Origin of the sequence: Microbacterium jejuense (genome assembly GCF_019511665.1) — a bacterium.
In the GTDB taxonomy this organism is placed as follows: domain Bacteria; phylum Actinomycetota; class Actinomycetes; order Actinomycetales; family Microbacteriaceae; genus Microbacterium; species Microbacterium jejuense_A.
The window spans coordinates 90,862-106,340 of the sequence record NZ_JAEUAW010000008.1; the positions used below are offsets into that span (position 1 = coordinate 90,862).

Sequence of the window (15,479 nt, forward strand, 5' to 3'; positions counted from 1 at the left end):
CGGATGCCGCGGCCCGAACGTACGCTGAGACCATGGTTCCGGCGTCCCCGCGTGGCCGCGTCCCGGCGCCCCTGGGGTGGGCGGCGGGCGTCGCTGCGGTGGTGCTCGGAGCGGGCCTCGGCGAGCTCGCGGCCGCGGTCGTGGCCCCCGCATCGAGCCCGGTCGCCGTCGTCGGCGGCGCCCTCATCGACGTGGCGCCGCCGTGGGCGAAGGACACCGCGATCGCCCTCTTCGGCACGGGCGACAAGGCGGCGCTGCTGACCGGCATCGGCGTGGCGCTCGTGGTGCTCGCGGCGCTCGCGGGATGGCTCCAGCTGCGGTTCGCGCCGTGGGGCGTCGTCGTCGTGGCGGCGTTCGGCGCGGGCGGCGCGATCGTCGCTGCGACGCGTCCTGGCGCGGGCGCGATGGCGTGGCTGCCCGCGGTCGTGGCGGGCGCCGTCGGGGCGCTCGCACTGTGGCTGCTGGTCGGGATGCTGCGGCCCGATGCCGACCGTCGATCGGCGCGTTTCGTCTCGCTCGTTCCTCGCTCGCTCAACGACCGGGAGCCGACCGCAGAGCTCGATCCCCGCTCGTTGAGCGAGCGAAGCGAGACGAAACGCCCCACGCTCGACCCCCGGGAGCCGACCGCAGAGCTCGATCCCCGGTCGTTGAGCGAGCGAAGCGAGACGAAACGCCCCACGCTCGACCCCCGGGAGCCGACCGCAGACACCGACCACCGGTCGTTGAGCGAGCGGAGCGAGACGAAACGCCCCAGCCCCGAACAGCCCAGCCGGCGCGCGTTCTTCGCGTGGGCCGGCGGCGCCGCCGCTGTCGGTGTCATCGCCGTCGCGATCGGCAGCCTCCGCACCACGTCCTCGGTGGGCGTGGCGGCGGCGCGGCGGGCGCTGCGCCTTCCGCGGCCGGCGACGACGGCATCCCCCGTTCCCGCGGGAGCCGAGCTCGACCTGCCGGGCCTCGCCGACGTCGTGACCCCGAACGACAGCTTCTACCGCATCGACACGGCCCTCATCGTGCCCGAGATCGATCCCGCGGACTGGCGGCTGCGGATCCACGGCATGGTCGCTCACGAGGTCGAGCTGACGTGGGACGAGCTGCTCGCCCTGCCGCTGCAGGAGTCGTGGACCACGCTCGCCTGCGTGTCGAACGAGGTGGGCGGCACGCTGATCGGCAACGCGCTGTGGCTGGGGTACCCGGTGCGCGAGCTGCTCGCCCGTGCGCAGCCGGACGCCGACGCCGACATGGTGCTGTCGCGGTCGATCGACGGGTTCACGGCATCCACTCCGCTCGAAGCGCTCACCGACGAGCGCGACGCGATCCTCGCCGTCGGGATGAACGGGGAGCCGCTGCCGCTGGAGCACGGCTTTCCGGTGCGCCTGGTGGTCCCCGGCCTGTACGGCTACGTGTCGGCGACGAAGTGGGTCACCGACCTCGAAGTGACGCGCTTCGACCGGGCGCGGGCCTACTGGACCGACCGCGGCTGGTCAGAGCGCGGCCCCATCAAGCTCCAGTCGCGCATCGATGTGCCCCGGCGCGGTCAGGGCCTCACGGCCGGCGACGTGATGATCGCCGGCGTCGCCTGGCAGCAGCAGGTCGGCATCCAGGGCGTCGAGGTGCGCATCGACGAGGGCGAGTGGCAGGCAGCGACGCTCGCGACCGCGATCTCGGACGACACGTGGGTGCAGTGGAGCCTCCCCTGGCGGGCGGAGAAGGGCGACCACGTCATCCAGTGCCGGGCGACGAGCAAGACCGGCGAGACCCAGACCGAGGCCGCCGCGCCGCCCGCGCCGGACGGCGCGACCGGATGGCACTGGCGCACGGTCTCGGTGTCGTGACCGGGTGGTGACGGCACGACCGCGCGAGCGCGGGTTATGCCCAGGTGCCCTCAGGATTCGGTCGACCGGACGCGCGTGACCGGATCGCCCGCTAGCATGCCGTGAGGGCCGACTGCTGGGGAGCGCCGGTTCTGGGGAGGTAATGGGTGCCTGATCCTTTGGAGCTGCTTGTCGCGCGCCTCATCGAGCTCGCGACCCTCGACGAAGCCACGGGAATGCGCCGGCTTCCTCCCGAGCGCGAGCTGTGCGACGCGCTCGGCATGAGCCGCGGCACGCTGCGCGAGCAGCTCGCCGTGCTCGAACGGCTCGGGTTCGTGACCCGAACCCAGGGCCGCGGCACGTACCTCGGCAACCCGCCCTTCGACTTCGTGCGCACGTTCTTCGCGATCGCCCGCGTGCTGGGGCACCTCACCGACGACGAGTTCTCGGAATCCCGCGTGCTGCTCGAAGAGGCGCTCGCCGAGGCCGCCGCGCGCCGCGCGACGCCCGCCGACGTGGCGCAGCTGCGCGCCGAGGTCGACCGCATGGTCGCCTCGCAGGCGGCAGGCGACTCCGCCGAGGCGCAGGAGGCCGACGTCGCGTTCCACCGGCGCCTGCAGAGCGTCGTCGACAACTCGGTGCTGCAGTTCCTCCACGAGGGTCTCAGCCACGTCCTGCGCGACGACATCGCGGCACGCCGGCTCGCCGTCGCCGAGGCGCGCGAGGCGACCCGGACCGACAGCATCCACTACGAGATCGTGGACGCGATCGCGGCCGGCGACCCGGCCGGAGCGCGCTCGGCGATGCGCCGCCACTTCGGCGGCATCGCACCCGGCGCCCGCTCCGCCTGAGCCGTCTGGCCGGCGTCGGCCGGGAGCGTGTCAGCCGGCGAGGACCGTCCGCAGCTGCTCGACCGCCCAGTCCAGCTCGGTCGCGCGGATGACCAGCGGCGGCGCGATGCGGATCGTCTGACCGTGCGTGTCTTTCGCGAGCACGCCGCGGGCGATGAGCCGCTCAGCCACCTCGCGCCCCGTGCCGACCGCGGGGTCGATGTCGATGCCCGCCCACAGGCCGGCGATGCGCACGGCGGTGACGCCGTGGCCGACGAGCTCCTGCAGCTTCGCCTCGAGGTGCTCGCCCAGCAGCTTCGCGCGGTTCTGGAACTCGCCCGTCTGCAGCAGCTCGACCACCCGCAGCCCGACGGCGGCCGCAAGCGGGTTGCCGCCGAACGTCGAGCCGTGCTCACCGGGGCGGATGACCCCGAGCACGTCGCGATCCGCGACGACGGCCGAGACGGGAAGGATGCCGCCGCCCAGCGCCTTGCCGAGCAGATACACGTCGGGCACGACGCCCTCGCGGTCGCACGCGAAGGTCTCGCCCACGCGGCCGAGGCCGGACTGGATCTCGTCGGCGATGAACAGCACGCCGCGCTCGGTGCACAGGTCGCGCACCGCCCGCAGATAGCCCTCGGGCGGGACGATCACGCCGGCCTCGCCCTGGATCGGCTCGATGAGCACCGCGACCGTGTCGGACGTGATGGCGGCCTCGATCGCCGCGGCGTCGCCGAACGGCACCCCGACGAAGCCAGGGGTGAAAGGACCGAACCCGTCGCGGGCGGAGGCGTCGTCGCTGAATCCGACGATCGTCGTGGTGCGGCCGTGGAAGTTGCCGTGCGCGACGACGATCTGCGCGGCATCCGCCGGCACGCCCTTGACGCGGTAGCCCCACGCGCGGGCGACCTTGATGCCCGTCTCGACGGCCTCGGCTCCGGTGTTCATCGGCAGCACGAGGTCCTTGCCGCACAGCGCGGCGAGCGCCGACGCGAACGGCCCGAGGCGGTCGTTGTGGTACGCACGGCTGGTGAGCGTCAGGCGGCCCAGCTGCTCCTGCGCGGCCGCGAGGATCGCGGGATGCCCGTGCCCGAAGTTCAGCGCCGAGTACGCCGACAGCAGGTCGAGGTACCGCTTGCCCTCGACGTCGGTGACCCACGCGCCCTCGCCCCGCGAGACCACGATGGGCAGGGGGTGGTAGTTGTGCGCGAGGTGGTCCTCCTCGCCGGCGATGATGCGGATCGTCGCGGTGTCGGTGATGGTCTCAGAGGTCATGGCTCCCCCACTCCTCAACGCCGCAGCTCGAGCGTGCAGCACTTGATGCCGCCGCCGCCGAGCAGCAGCTCCGACAGGTCGACGAGCACCGGGTTGTAGCCGCGCTCGCGCAGCTGCGCTTCGAAGCCCGTCGCGCGCGGCGAGATGATGACGTTGCGGCCGTCGCTGGCCGAGTTGAGCCCGAACACGGCGCCGTCGGCATCGGCGACCTTGATCGCGTCGGGGTAGCGCTCGGCGAGGATCGCCTGGCTGCGCTCGTCGAACGCGTGCTCGAGGTACGCGATGTTGGCCCTGTCCACACCGCCCGGCCCCTCGACGGGGTCGAGCACCGAGATCGCGGTGTCGAGGTGGTAGAACCGCGGGTCGACGAGCGTGAGGCTCACGACCTCCTTGCCGAACACGTCGGCGAGCTCGCGGTGGCTGTCGCCGGTCGAACGGAAGCCCATGCCGGCGAGGATCGTGTCGCCCACCAGCAGGAAGTCGCCCTCGCCCTCGTTGACCTCGACGGGCTCGGCCACCTGGAAGCCGTTGTCGCGGAACCACTCCATGAACGCGGGGCCTTCGGGCACGCGCTCCTGGTAGCGGAACTTCGCGCCGTACGCGACGCCGCCGATGACGAATCCGCCGTTGGCCGTGTAGACCATGTCGGGCAGCCCCGGGATCGGGTCGATCAGCTGCACGTCGTGCCCGAGCGCGACATACGTGTCGTACAGCACCTGCCACTGCCGCACCGCGAGGGCGGTGTCGGTCGGGTTCGCCGGTTCCATCCAGGGGTTGATGGTGTAGCTCACCGTGAAGTGCTCGGGACGGCACATCAGGTAGCTGCGGTGCTGCTGGATGCGCCCGCCGGTCGCCGAGCCGGTCGAAGCGGCGGCGGTCTCGGCGGGTGCGGGCGCGATGTCGTTGGACATGTGTCTCCTTGCGAAGTGCGGCGGACGCTGTCCAGAGGCCCGGCGGCTCCGCCTCACTCGGTCCAGAGCTTGGCGAAGAGCAGTCCCGGGCACGCCGCATCCATTGTCGCACGCCCGCTGGGCGAGGCCTGGGAACCGGAGGGATTCCGGGATGCCGCGGCCTCAGTCCGCGAGCACCACGATCTTGCCCGTGACGTGGCCGTCGGCGACCTCTGCAAGTGCGTCAGCTGCACCGGCGAAGGGAGAGGTGCGCGCGATGACCGGGCGCAGGCTCCCCGCCGCGGCGAGCGCGACGAGCTCGGCGAGCACGTCGGTCTTCGCCGTCGCGGCCAGCGGCGCCACGGGCCGCTTCGAGCCGATCGACAGCACCGCCGCGCGCAGCAGGCGCCCCATCGGGCCGAGCACCCGGCCGCCCTCGCCCGAGACGAGGACGACCCGGCCGCCGTCGCGCACCAGGCGTCGCAGCGCGCGCAGCGGCGCGGTGCCGGCGATGTCGAGCACCGCGTCGAAGGTGCCGTCGCCGAGCTCGGCCGAGCCGGGCTGGATCCGGCGGTAGTCGAAGGTGCGGGCGGCGCCGAGCGACTCGACGAGCTCCCGGTTGCGCTCACCGCACAGCGCCCACACCTCGGCGCCCCGCAGCGCGGCGAGCTGGACCGCGAAGGTGCCGACGCCGCCCGACGCCCCGATCACGAGCACGCGCGGGCGGCCGGCGCCGCCTGATGTGCCGACGCGCGCCTTCGCGAGCGCCTGCCACGCCGTCCCTCCGGCGACGGGCAGCGTCGCGGCCGACGCCGGGTCGAGCTCGGCCGGCCTCGGCACCAGGCGGTCGGCCGGGGCGAGGGCGTACCGCGCCAGCCCGCCGCCGGGCAGCTCGCCCACGACCTCGTCGCCCACCGCGACCCCGGCGACCCCGTCGCCGACGGCGACCACGGTGGCGGCGGCATCCATTCCCCGCACCGGCTGGCGAGGACGACGCAGGCCGAAGGCGACGCGGACGAGGAGCGGCTCGCCGCGCATGACACGGGTGTCGCCGCTGTTGAGGCCGGTGGCGCGCAGGCGCACCAGCGCCTGGCCCGGTCCCGGCGTCGGCACAGCGACCTCCGAGAGTGTCACCGCGTCGGCCTCGCCGTAGCGGTGCTGCCGCCATGCCGGCATGGTGTGGGTGGACGTCTGGACGGACATGTCATTCCCCCGGGTAGTCGAAGAGGTCGTCGAGCCCGACGCCGAACGCGCGGGCGAGCTGGAAGGCGAGTTCGAGGCTGGGCGAGTAGCGCCCCTGCTCGATCGCGATGAGGGTCTGCCGCGTCACGCCGACCGCGCGCGCGAGGTCTGCCTGGGTCATGCCGGCCGCCTCGCGCGTCGCGCGGATGGAGTTGGTGACCTTGGTGGGCTTGACCATCAGACGAGCCCGCGACGATACGCGATGACGCTCGCGAGTCCGCCGACGATCCCCGACGCCGCGAAGCCGAGGAACATCGTGTTGGCGATCCAGAACCAGTCCGCCTCGAACGCGCACAGGACGATCACCCCGAGCCCGGCGATGACGAGGAACGCCTGGCCCACCCGCGTCGACATGTGGGAGATGTCGCGGTCCCGCTGATCGCTCTTGCCGACGCCGTCGGGATCGCGCATGCCCGCCACGATCCCCCACACGATGCTGACGACGATCGCCGCGACGATGCTGACTCCGATGGTCCACAGCATGAGGGGCACCCAGTCGACCGCATCGAGCGGGCCACCGCCCGCCTGCTGCAGCACGAGCACCACGTACACGATCACGCCGACGACGCTCACGATGAGACTCGCCCAGATGTTGCGCTCCTCGTAGGCCATGAGCCGACCTCCTTCGTGTAAAGAATCTTTGACACACGTACGGTACGGCGACGGACTCGTCATGTCAAGGATTCTTTACATTTCGGATGCCGCGGGTCGGTCCCGCGACAGGGCGACGCCCCCGCCCCTCCTCGTGGAGGGACGGGGGCGTCGCCGTCATGCAGGCCGGAGAGCGACCTCAGGTGCCGCGGCAGCCCGCGACGCGAGAGCGCCTCACCCGTCCACCGGCTGGAACAGCCGGGGAGCGAGGTCGATGAGGTTCTTCTGCCACGTGTCCCAGCCGTGCGGACCCACGGTCGCACCCGCGAACTCGTACTCGATGCCGGCCTGATCCAGCGCCGAGAGCGAGCTGATCACCCCGCCGTAGGCGAAGTCGGTGATGTCGCCGGTGTAGATGCGGAACATCTCGGTCCCGGCGTTGATCGCGGCGGCATCCACGCCCGCCGTGCTGCCGAACCCTGCCGACATGGTCGAGATCCAGGCGAACTCACCCGGGTGCGCCTTCAGGACCGAAACCGTGCGCGCGCCGCCGGCAGACAGGCCCGCGAGCGCGCGCTGCGCGGGATCGGAGCTGACGTTGTACGCGGCCTCGGTGGCAGGGACCACATTCTCCAGCAGCTCTCTCGGGTAGTCGCCCACGTTCCCGTTCGGCATCACCACCACCATCGGCTCAAGCGCCCCGTCGAGCGACAGGTTGTCGAGGATCTGACCCGCGCGTCCCATCTCGACCCAGTCGGTCCAGCTCTGCCCGCCGCCGTGGTTGAGGACCAACAGCGGGTACGGCTCGGCGCGCGCGGGGTCATAGCCCGGAGGCGTCCAGACGTACGCGCTGCGCTGCTGCCCGGCGACGGTGCTCTGGTAGGTGAGCACGTCGAGGTCGCCGCCCGTCCCGGCCGGGACATCCGTGAGCAGCCGCGACTCCTCCCCCTCGACCAGGAACGTGCTCCACGCCGGCTCCGACGTGATGCGCGTGGGGTTGGAGGCGTCCTTGACCGACTGCCGGTCGACGATGAGGCGGTAGTGGTAGAACCACGGGTCGAGCGGGCCGACGGTGGCCCGCCAGCGGTCGCCGACCTTGTTCATCTCGACGCGCAGCCAGCTGCCGCCCGGCGCCCAGTTCGCCCACACCGAGACGTACTGCGCGTCGGCGAAGGCTGTCGTGGTCTCGAACGTGACGAAGCCGTCGTCGGTGATGAACGGCGTCGGCGTCGTGCCCGGCGCGGGCGGCTCGAACCGCTCGGTGAGCGCCGTGTGCCCGTCGCTCATCGCGGGGTCGGAGGCGCTGCCGGTGAACAGGCGCGGCGCGAAGTCGATGAGGTTCTCCTGCCACGCGTTCCAGTTGTGCCCCGCGTCGGGGTTCACGCCGTCGAACTGGTACTCCAGGCCGATCTCGTCGAACTTCGCGAGCGAGTCGTAGACGTCGTTGTAGGCGATGTCGGTCTTGTTGCCGACGTAGACGCGGAACAGCCCGGTCCGGTCGTTCATCCGGTCGACGGCGAGATCGTCGAGGTCGCCGAAGCGCCCCGCGCCGAACGTGCCGATGGCCCCGAACTCTCCGGGGTGCTCGCTGAACACCTCGAACGCCTGGCCTCCGCCCATCGACAGACCTGCGAGCGCGCGCTTCTCTTTCGAGGGAGACACGTTGTAGGTGCGCTCCACGGCCGGCACGATGTTGCCCAGCAGTTCTGCCGAGAAGTCCGAGACGTTCCCGTTGCCCATCACGACGAGCATGTCCTGGATGCCGCCGGACAGCCACAGGTTGTCGAGGATCTGCTCGGCGCGGCCCACCTCGACCCAGTCGCGGTAGCTCTGCCCGCCTCCGTGCTGGAGGTACAGCACCGGCAGCTTCTTGCCCTTCGGCTTGTACGTCGGCGGCACCCAGACGAGCGCTTCTCGCTCCTCGCCTGCGACGGTGCTCGTGTACGAGAGCGTCTGGATGACGCCCGCCTGCTGCGGGGCGTCGGCGAGCAGCGCGGCGGAATCACCGGGGATGAAGAAGGTGCTCCACTCCGGCTCGGAGGCGACGCTGGTCGGGTTGCTGGCATCCTTCAGCACTTTGCTGTCGTCGCCGGTCACCTGGTAGTAGTACAGGCCGGGCTCGAACGGCCCGTAGGTCGCGGTCCAGTTCGCGCCGCTGCGCTGAAGCCCGATCTGGGCCCAGTTGTGCGACGGACCGAAGTTGCCCTCGACCACCAGCTGCGACACCGGGCCGACGGCCGCTTCGACCGCGGCGTTGGGCACCGCGATCCGCAGATAGCCGCCGTCCTGCGGAGCGACCCACGGGTCCGCGGCGACGGCGGGAGTCGCCGCGACCAGCCCGGCCAGCGCCAGAACCGTCGCGGTCAGGACGGCGGCCGCCCGCCTCGCTCTTCCCGACCGGCTGGGGGCTCGGTCCTCGGATGTGATCTTCATCGATTCCTCATTCCGTGTGACTCGGCCGGCCCGGGGCGCGCACGCTCCTGCGGACCGACAGGGGACGCCGCGGGAGAGCTCCGTCGCCTGGGGAATTACAACGTAGTAAACCCGCTGCGCTCACACTCTGACAGAACCGGTCCGACGGGGTCAAGAGGAATTTACAACGTCGTAGATTCGGTCTTTACAACGTCGTAAACCGTCGCTAGCCTGTGCGTGCCGAGCCGCATCGCGACGGCAGACCCCATTCAAGGAGGAAGAGCAATGAGCGTTTTTCAATGGAGAAATCGCGCCGGGGAGGATTCGGACGAGACCGTCGGCCATCGTCGCCGCACTCGGCTCGGGAAGCCCCTCGCCGCTCTGGGGCTCGCGGCGGCCATGGTGTTGAGCACCGTGCCGATGGCCGCCCAGGCCGACGACGCGAACCTCACGCCCGGCCCGACCGTCTACGCGGATCCCTCGTCGCCGACGGGGTACACCGGTCACTTCGTGTACTACGACCCGGATGCGACGAGCGTGCGCTTCGTCGCCGACATCCTGCTGCGCAACTGGGCCGACCAGAGCGACCCCACCGTCTACCAGCCGTCGCAGTACACGCCCGGCCTCATGCGCGGCGGCGGCGGCTACGACGTCGAGATGACCGACGCAGGCAACGGGTACTGGGTCGTCGACGTGCCGCTCGCGGCCGGCGCGAACCAGTACTGGTTCTACGTGGACGGCAACACGAGCCTGTGGGTCGCGGATCCGGCCAACTCGCCGATCTTCGCGCCCGACGGGCTCACCGGAACGGCTCGGCGCGCCTTCAACAAGGTGTTCGTCCCATACGACGCGGCCAAGCAGGACTTCGCGCCGCTGGCCGCGCGCCAGATCGAGCTCCCGCGCGCCGATTCGCCGAAGGGCACGTGGAGCTACGTGCCCTTCCAGGTGAACGGCACGACGCGCACGCTGGGCGTGTATCTCCCGCCGGACTACGACCCGAACCGGGCGGAGCCGTACAAGACGATCTACATGCAGCACGGGAGCGGCCAGGATCAGTCCGACTGGATGAACATGGGCGACGTCCCCGTCATCATGGACAACCTGATCCAGGACGGCACCACCGAGCCCGCCGTCGTCATCACGACCAACACCAACTACCTCGGAAGCTCCGCGCAGGGGTACCCGAACCTGCGCAACGTCGTGATCCCGTTCGTGGAGGCGAATTACAACGTCTCTCTGGACGCGATCGACCGCGCGTTCGCCGGGCTCTCCATGGGCGCCGGCGTCACGCAGACCCTGATCAACTTCGACGCCGACGCGTTCGGGTACTACGGTCCGTGGAGCGGCGGCGCCAGCGTCCGCACCACGACGCCGGATCTCGACAAGCCGTACATCCTCTTCGGCGGCGGCAAGTGGGACTTCGGCCTGCCGAACGCGAACACGGTGGCGGCGCTGGACCAGGTCGGATTCGTCGAGAACGTCGTGGTGGCGGGAGCGCACGACTTCAACACCTGGAACCAGATGTTCGCGATCTTCGCGCGCGACTACCTCTGGCAGCCGGAGTCCTTCCTCCAGGACGAGGTCGACACCCTGAAGGCCGGGGTGGCCGCGGCGGGCCTGAACAAGGGCAACACGACCGCCTTGACGGTCAAGCTCGATCAGACGCTCGACCTGGTGACGAAGGACGACTCCGCGGGAGCGCTCGAGGTCCTGGCCGGCTTCGCCGCCCAGGTGTCCGAGTTCGAGGCCGCCGGCAAGCTGACGGCCGAGCAGGCGAGCAGTCTCACGGCGGTCGCCCAGAAGATCACGTCGAATCTGGGTCACTGGCTGCAGTGATGCGGTCCTGACATGGGGGCTGCCTGCGGGATCTCACCGCCGGCAGCCCTCTCTCATGCGTCGGCGCCCGCAGGCCGCGCGCTCCTCCCGCGCGCTCAGCGCGACGGCGCGGCCGTGGAATCCCGCACGACGAGGGAGGTCGCCAGCTCGACCCGGGTGATCTCGCGCTGCGGATCCTCCGCCAGCTGCAGAACGAGCCGCGTCGCCTGCTCCGCCATCTCGCGCAGTGGCTGATGGATCGTCGTGAGCCGCGGACGCGCGAGCTCGGCGACCGCGAGGTCGTCGAACCCGACGACCGAGAGGTCGCGGGGCACCACGACGCCGGCCGCCGAGGCCGCGTGCAGCACACCGAGGGCCTGCAGATCGTTCCCCGCGAAGATCGCCGTCGGCGGGCTCGGCAGACGCAGCAGCTCTGCCGCGTGCCGCTCGCCCCCGTTCCGGTGGAAGTCGCCGAAGCGGACCCATTCCGCATCGATGGCTGCGCCCGCGGCAGTCATGGCGGAGCGGTAGCCGTCGAGCCGGGCGAGCGATGCCATGACCTGTTCCGGCCCCGTGATCGCCGCGACCCGTCGATGGCCGAGCTCGAGCAGATGTCTCGTGGCCGCCACGCCTCCCGACCAGTTCGCAGAGCCGACGGACGGGATGCCGGGCGCAGGGTCGCCCGCCGGATCGATGATGACGAACGGGATGCCTCGCGCCTTCAAGGTCGCCCTGCCCTCGGCGGGCACATCGGCGAACAGGAGGATGATCCCCGTCGGGCTGCGCCGCACGACGGCATCCACCCATTCCGGACCGGCCGAGCGGCGGTCGCCGCTCACCGAGAGCGAGACGGCCAGCCCCGCCTCCGCCGCGCTCTCGCGCACGCCCTCGATGATGGCGAGCGCCCAGTCGCCGCCGAGCTCCTGCAGCACCACCTCGATGTACTCGCGGCGCTGCCGGCTCCTGCGGCGCCGGTATCCGCTCTGGCGCAGCTGCTCCTCCACGAGCGCTCTCGTGGACGACGAGACGTCGGACGCCCCGTTGAGCACCTTCGAGATCGTCGTCAGCGACACCCCCGTCCGAGCGGCGATCTCTTTGAGGGTCACCCGGTTCGTCTGCGACATCTCACACCGGCGGCCGCTCAGACCGTGCAGCGTCGCAGGATCGTTCCAGCGCCCGCGGTGATGACGTTCTCCATGGTCAGGCCAGGGTGAGAACCGTCCACGACACGGGCGGAAGCGTGATCGTCACGGTGCCTTCGCCGATCTGCACGGAGGTGTTCGGTCGGGGCACCACCCGGTCCGGGTGGTCCAGGGTGTTCGCCGCGTGGATGTCGTCGTCGAAGAGCGAGAACGCCTCGGCGTCGCCGAAGTCCGCGAGGGCGCGGGTGTCGATCTCGAGCGTCACCTCATCCGTCAGGCTCCGGTTCACGGCGAAGACGGTCGTCCCGCCCTCGTCGTGCGTCGCCACGGCGTCGACGATGCTCACCTCGCCGTAGCGCTCGGTGTCGTACGTGGGGCTGTCGAGCCTCAGCTCGAGCGCGGTGGCACGCGCCAGGCGCGACGTGAGCGAGAACGGGTAGAAGGTGGTCTGACGCCACGCGGGTCCGCCGGGCTCGGTCATGATCGGTGCGATGACGTTCACCAGCTGCGCGAGGCTCGCCGAGGTGACCCGGTCGGCGTGGCGGATCAGCGAGATCATGAGACTGCCGAAGACGACGGCATCCAGAACCGAGTACGAGTCCTCGAGCAGGCGCGGCGCGACCGGCCACGTCTGCACATCGGTGATCCGGTCGACGTCGTGGTAGCGGGACTGGTACCACACGTTCCATTCGTCGAACGAGATGTTGATCGTCTTCTCGCTGCGGACGACGGCCTTGACGGAGTCCGCGGTCGCCACGACGGCGTCGATGAAACGGTCCATGTTGACGCCCGACGCGAGGAAGCCCGCGTAGTCGGCGCCGTCGGGCTCGTAGTAAGCGTGGCACGAGATGAAGTCGACGTTGTCGTATGTCTTCTCCAGCACGATGCGCTCCCACTCGCCGAAGGTCGGCATCTGGGCGCTCGAGCTGCCGCACACGACGAGTTCGAGGTCGGGGTCGATCTGCCGCATCGCCGCCGCCGTCTTCGCCGCGAGCTGCCCGTACTCCTCGGCGGTGCTGTGGCCGAGCTGCCACGGACCGTCCATCTCGTTGCCCAGACACCACATGCGGATGCCGTGCGGCTCCGGTCGCCCGTTCGCGACGCGCTGATCCGCCCAGAAGGTACCGGACGTCAGGTTCGCGTACTCGAGGACGTCGAGCGCCTCGAGGATCCCCCGGGTGCCGAGGTTGATGGCGTACATGAGCTCGCCGCCGACCTTGTCGAGCCACGTCGCGAACTCGTCGAGCCCGATCTCGTTGGTCTCGGTCGAGTGCCAGGCCAGGTCCAGCCGTCGCGGGCGGTCCTCACGTGGCCCGACGCCGTCTTCCCACCGGTAGCCCGAGACGAAGTTCCCGCCCGGGTAGCGGACGGTCGAGACCCCCAGCTCGCGCACCAGCTCGATCACATCGGTCCGGAATCCGTCCTCGTCGGCCTGCGGATGTGACGGCTCGTAGATGCCGTCGTACACGCATCGGCCCAGATGCTCGACGAACGAGCCGAAGAGACGACGGTCGATCGGACCGACCACGAAGTGCGGGTCGACGGTGAGATGTGTGCGGATCATTCTTCTCTTTCAGGGGAGGGCGAACCGGTGCGCGGAGCACCGGCGCGTCGGGTCACTTGAGGCTTCCGATGGCGAGTCCTCCTCGCCAGTACTTCTGCAGCGTGAGGAAGGCGATGATCAACGGGATCACCGACACCAGCGAGCCGAGCACGATGATGCTCCACAGGCTCTGTCCGCCCGCCGCACCGTAGGTGGAGGCGGTGGACTGCCACAGCCCGATGCCGACGGTCACGGGGTACAGCTGGTTGTTCGACAGCATGACCAGCGGCAGGAAGTAGTTGTTCCAGGCCGCGACGACCGACAGCAGCAGCACCGTCACGATCGCCGGACGCAGGAGCGGCAGCGCGACGACGAAGAACGACCGGAACTCTCCCGCGCCGTCCACCCGGGCGGCGTCCAGCAGCTCGTCCGGCACCGCGTCGCGCGCGTAGACGCACATGAGGTAGACGCCGAAGGGGTTGAGCAGCGTGGGGATGATGACGGCCCAGATCGTGTTGGTGAGCCCCGCCTGCGCGAACAGCACGAAGGTGGGGATGACGAGTGCCGTCATCGGCACCATGACCGAGCCCAGCAGGATCGCGAACGACAGCCGTCGCCCCGCGAAGCGGTACTTCGCGAAGCCCCAGCCCGCCAGCACCGCCAGCACCGTCGCTCCGACTCCGCCGGCGATCGCGTAGAGGGCCGAGTTGGCCAGCCAGCGGGCGTAGATGCCGCCGCTGTACGTGAACAGATCGACGAGGTTCGAGATGTAGTTGATGTCGTCCGCGAACCACAGCGAGCTGCCTCCGCCGAACAGACCGGCGGAGCTCTTGGAGCTGTTGACGATGAGCCACCAGAAGGGGACGAGGAAGTAGATCACCAGCAGCGCGAGCACGATGTTCAGCGTGACGCGGCTGCGGGGGCGGCCGCTGGAGCGGCGGCGCTCGATCACCGGCCGCGTCTTGCCGGGCGCGGCGGTGAGGTCGACGGGGGTGGCGCTCATGAGAAGAAGCTCCCTCGCTTGCGGGTCGCGAACATGAAGATGTAGACGCAGACGAACACGACCGCTCCCAGCGCGAACGAGATCGCCGAGCCGTAGTTGTAGTTCGCGAGCGAGAACGCCTGCTGGTACGCGTACATGTTGGGTGTGAAGTCGTCCGGGATGGCTCCGGCGGCCAGCTGCTGGAGGATCTTCGGCTCGTTGAAGAACTGCAGCGTCCCGATGAGGGCGAACACCAGGATCAGCACGAGGGCCGGCGCGAGCAGCGGGATCTTGATCCGCAGGACGATCTGCCACTGCGATGCCCCGTCGATGCGGGCTGCCTCGTAGAGGGTCGGATCGATCCCCTGGAGCGCCGCGTACAGGATGATCATGTAGTAGCCCGCCCACTGCCACGTGACGATGTTCAGCAGTCCGTAGAAGATCAGGCTGCTGCTCAGGAAATCGGGCGCCTCACGGCCGAAACTTTCGAAGATCTCCGCGAGGGGACCGAAGTTGTCGCTGTAGAGGAACCCCCACATCAGCGCCCCGATCACGGTCGGGATCGCGTACGGCATGAAGATCATCAGGCGCGAGAAGCGCGCGAAGCGCGAGACCACGATGTCGAGGATCAGGGCGATCGCCAGCGACACCGCCATCTGCAGCGGGATCAGCACGACCGAGAAGCGGATGACGAACCAGACGCCGTCGAGGAAGGACGGGTCGGTGAACGCCTTCGCGTAGTTGCCGAAGAGGACGAAGCGCGTCCCTCCGATGAGCGACTTCTGGAAGAGGCTGAGGTAGAACGCGTAGCCGATCGGGAGGACGAGCAGCGCGAGGAAGATGATCCCGAACGGGGCGACGAAGGCCCAGCCCGTCAGGTTCTGACGAACGGTCGTCGACCTTCGGCTCCGGGATGAGACGGGGGCGGCAGTGGAGGCTGACATGT

At 70.1% G+C, this 15,479-nt stretch carries 13 protein-coding genes; 3 read left to right on the forward strand and 10 right to left on the reverse strand.

Going from position 1 to position 15,479, the window contains the following annotated elements:
• Nucleotides 1–32 precede the first annotated feature (32 nt).
• Both JNB62_RS11855 and JNB62_RS11860 read left to right on the forward strand, forming a co-directional pair.
• Nucleotides 33–1,832: a molybdopterin-dependent oxidoreductase gene (locus tag JNB62_RS11855; RefSeq protein WP_220301092.1), complete on the forward strand. Its 1,800-nt coding sequence runs from the start codon at nucleotides 33–35 to the stop codon at nucleotides 1,830–1,832.
• Between the two features lie 146 nt (nucleotides 1,833–1,978).
• Complete coding sequence (locus JNB62_RS11860) at nucleotides 1,979–2,662, forward strand: FadR/GntR family transcriptional regulator (protein ID WP_308291792.1); 684 nt, start codon at nucleotides 1,979–1,981, stop codon at nucleotides 2,660–2,662.
• A 30-nt stretch (nucleotides 2,663–2,692) separates the two neighbouring features.
• Here JNB62_RS11860 and rocD read toward each other — a convergent pair whose 3' ends face one another.
• The 6 genes from rocD to JNB62_RS11890 all read right to left on the reverse strand — a co-directional run bounded on the left by rocD (nucleotide 2,693) and on the right by JNB62_RS11890 (nucleotide 9,072).
• A complete protein-coding gene (gene rocD / locus JNB62_RS11865; protein WP_220301093.1) occupies nucleotides 2,693–3,916 on the reverse strand; it encodes an ornithine--oxo-acid transaminase in 1,224 nt (407 codons plus the stop codon).
• A gap of 14 nt (nucleotides 3,917–3,930) precedes the next feature.
• Nucleotides 3,931–4,827, reverse strand: coding sequence for a dimethylargininase (ddaH, locus tag JNB62_RS11870; protein ID WP_220301094.1), 897 nt, complete (start codon nucleotides 4,825–4,827; stop codon nucleotides 3,931–3,933).
• Nucleotides 4,828–4,989: 162 nt separating this feature from the next.
• Complete coding sequence (locus JNB62_RS11875) at nucleotides 4,990–6,009, reverse strand: NAD(P)-dependent alcohol dehydrogenase (protein WP_220301095.1); 1,020 nt, start codon at nucleotides 6,007–6,009, stop codon at nucleotides 4,990–4,992.
• 1 nt (nucleotide 6,010) lies between these two features.
• Nucleotides 6,011–6,226 (reverse strand): helix-turn-helix transcriptional regulator, encoded by a 216-nt coding sequence (locus JNB62_RS11880; protein ID WP_220301096.1) that lies wholly within the window; start codon nucleotides 6,224–6,226, stop codon nucleotides 6,011–6,013.
• A complete protein-coding gene (locus tag JNB62_RS11885) occupies nucleotides 6,226–6,660 on the reverse strand; it encodes a hypothetical protein (protein WP_220301097.1) in 435 nt (144 codons plus the stop codon). Before JNB62_RS11885 ends, JNB62_RS11880 begins: the two co-directional genes overlap by 1 nt.
• 213 nt (nucleotides 6,661–6,873) lie before the next feature.
• Nucleotides 6,874–9,072 carry an alpha/beta hydrolase gene (locus JNB62_RS11890; RefSeq protein WP_223231108.1) on the reverse strand — a complete coding sequence of 733 codons (2,199 nt, stop codon included), beginning with the start codon at nucleotides 9,070–9,072 and terminating at the stop codon, nucleotides 6,874–6,876.
• Nucleotides 9,073–9,450: 378 nt separating this feature from the next.
• Between JNB62_RS11890 and JNB62_RS11895 the strand changes: the two genes are divergently transcribed.
• Nucleotides 9,451–10,887 (forward strand): alpha/beta hydrolase-fold protein, encoded by a 1,437-nt coding sequence (locus tag JNB62_RS11895; RefSeq protein ID WP_220301098.1) that lies wholly within the window; start codon nucleotides 9,451–9,453, stop codon nucleotides 10,885–10,887.
• A gap of 95 nt (nucleotides 10,888–10,982) precedes the next feature.
• Here the strand turns inward: JNB62_RS11895 and JNB62_RS11900 are convergent, their stop codons facing one another.
• The 4 genes from JNB62_RS11900 to JNB62_RS11915 all read right to left on the reverse strand — a co-directional run bounded on the left by JNB62_RS11900 (nucleotide 10,983) and on the right by JNB62_RS11915 (nucleotide 15,477).
• Nucleotides 10,983–11,972, reverse strand: coding sequence for a LacI family DNA-binding transcriptional regulator (locus tag JNB62_RS11900; RefSeq protein WP_308291793.1), 990 nt, complete (start codon nucleotides 11,970–11,972; stop codon nucleotides 10,983–10,985).
• Nucleotides 11,973–12,066: 94 nt separating this feature from the next.
• Nucleotides 12,067–13,572, reverse strand: coding sequence for an arabinosylfuranosidase ArfA (gene arfA / locus JNB62_RS11905; RefSeq protein ID WP_220301100.1), 1,506 nt, complete (start codon nucleotides 13,570–13,572; stop codon nucleotides 12,067–12,069).
• 52 nt (nucleotides 13,573–13,624) lie between these two features.
• Nucleotides 13,625–14,554: a carbohydrate ABC transporter permease gene (locus JNB62_RS11910; RefSeq protein ID WP_220301101.1), complete on the reverse strand. Its 930-nt coding sequence runs from the start codon at nucleotides 14,552–14,554 to the stop codon at nucleotides 13,625–13,627.
• Nucleotides 14,551–15,477 carry a carbohydrate ABC transporter permease gene (locus JNB62_RS11915; protein ID WP_220301102.1) on the reverse strand — a complete coding sequence of 309 codons (927 nt, stop codon included), beginning with the start codon at nucleotides 15,475–15,477 and terminating at the stop codon, nucleotides 14,551–14,553. Before JNB62_RS11915 ends, JNB62_RS11910 begins: the two co-directional genes overlap by 4 nt.
• Between the last annotated feature and the right edge of the window lie 2 nt (nucleotides 15,478–15,479).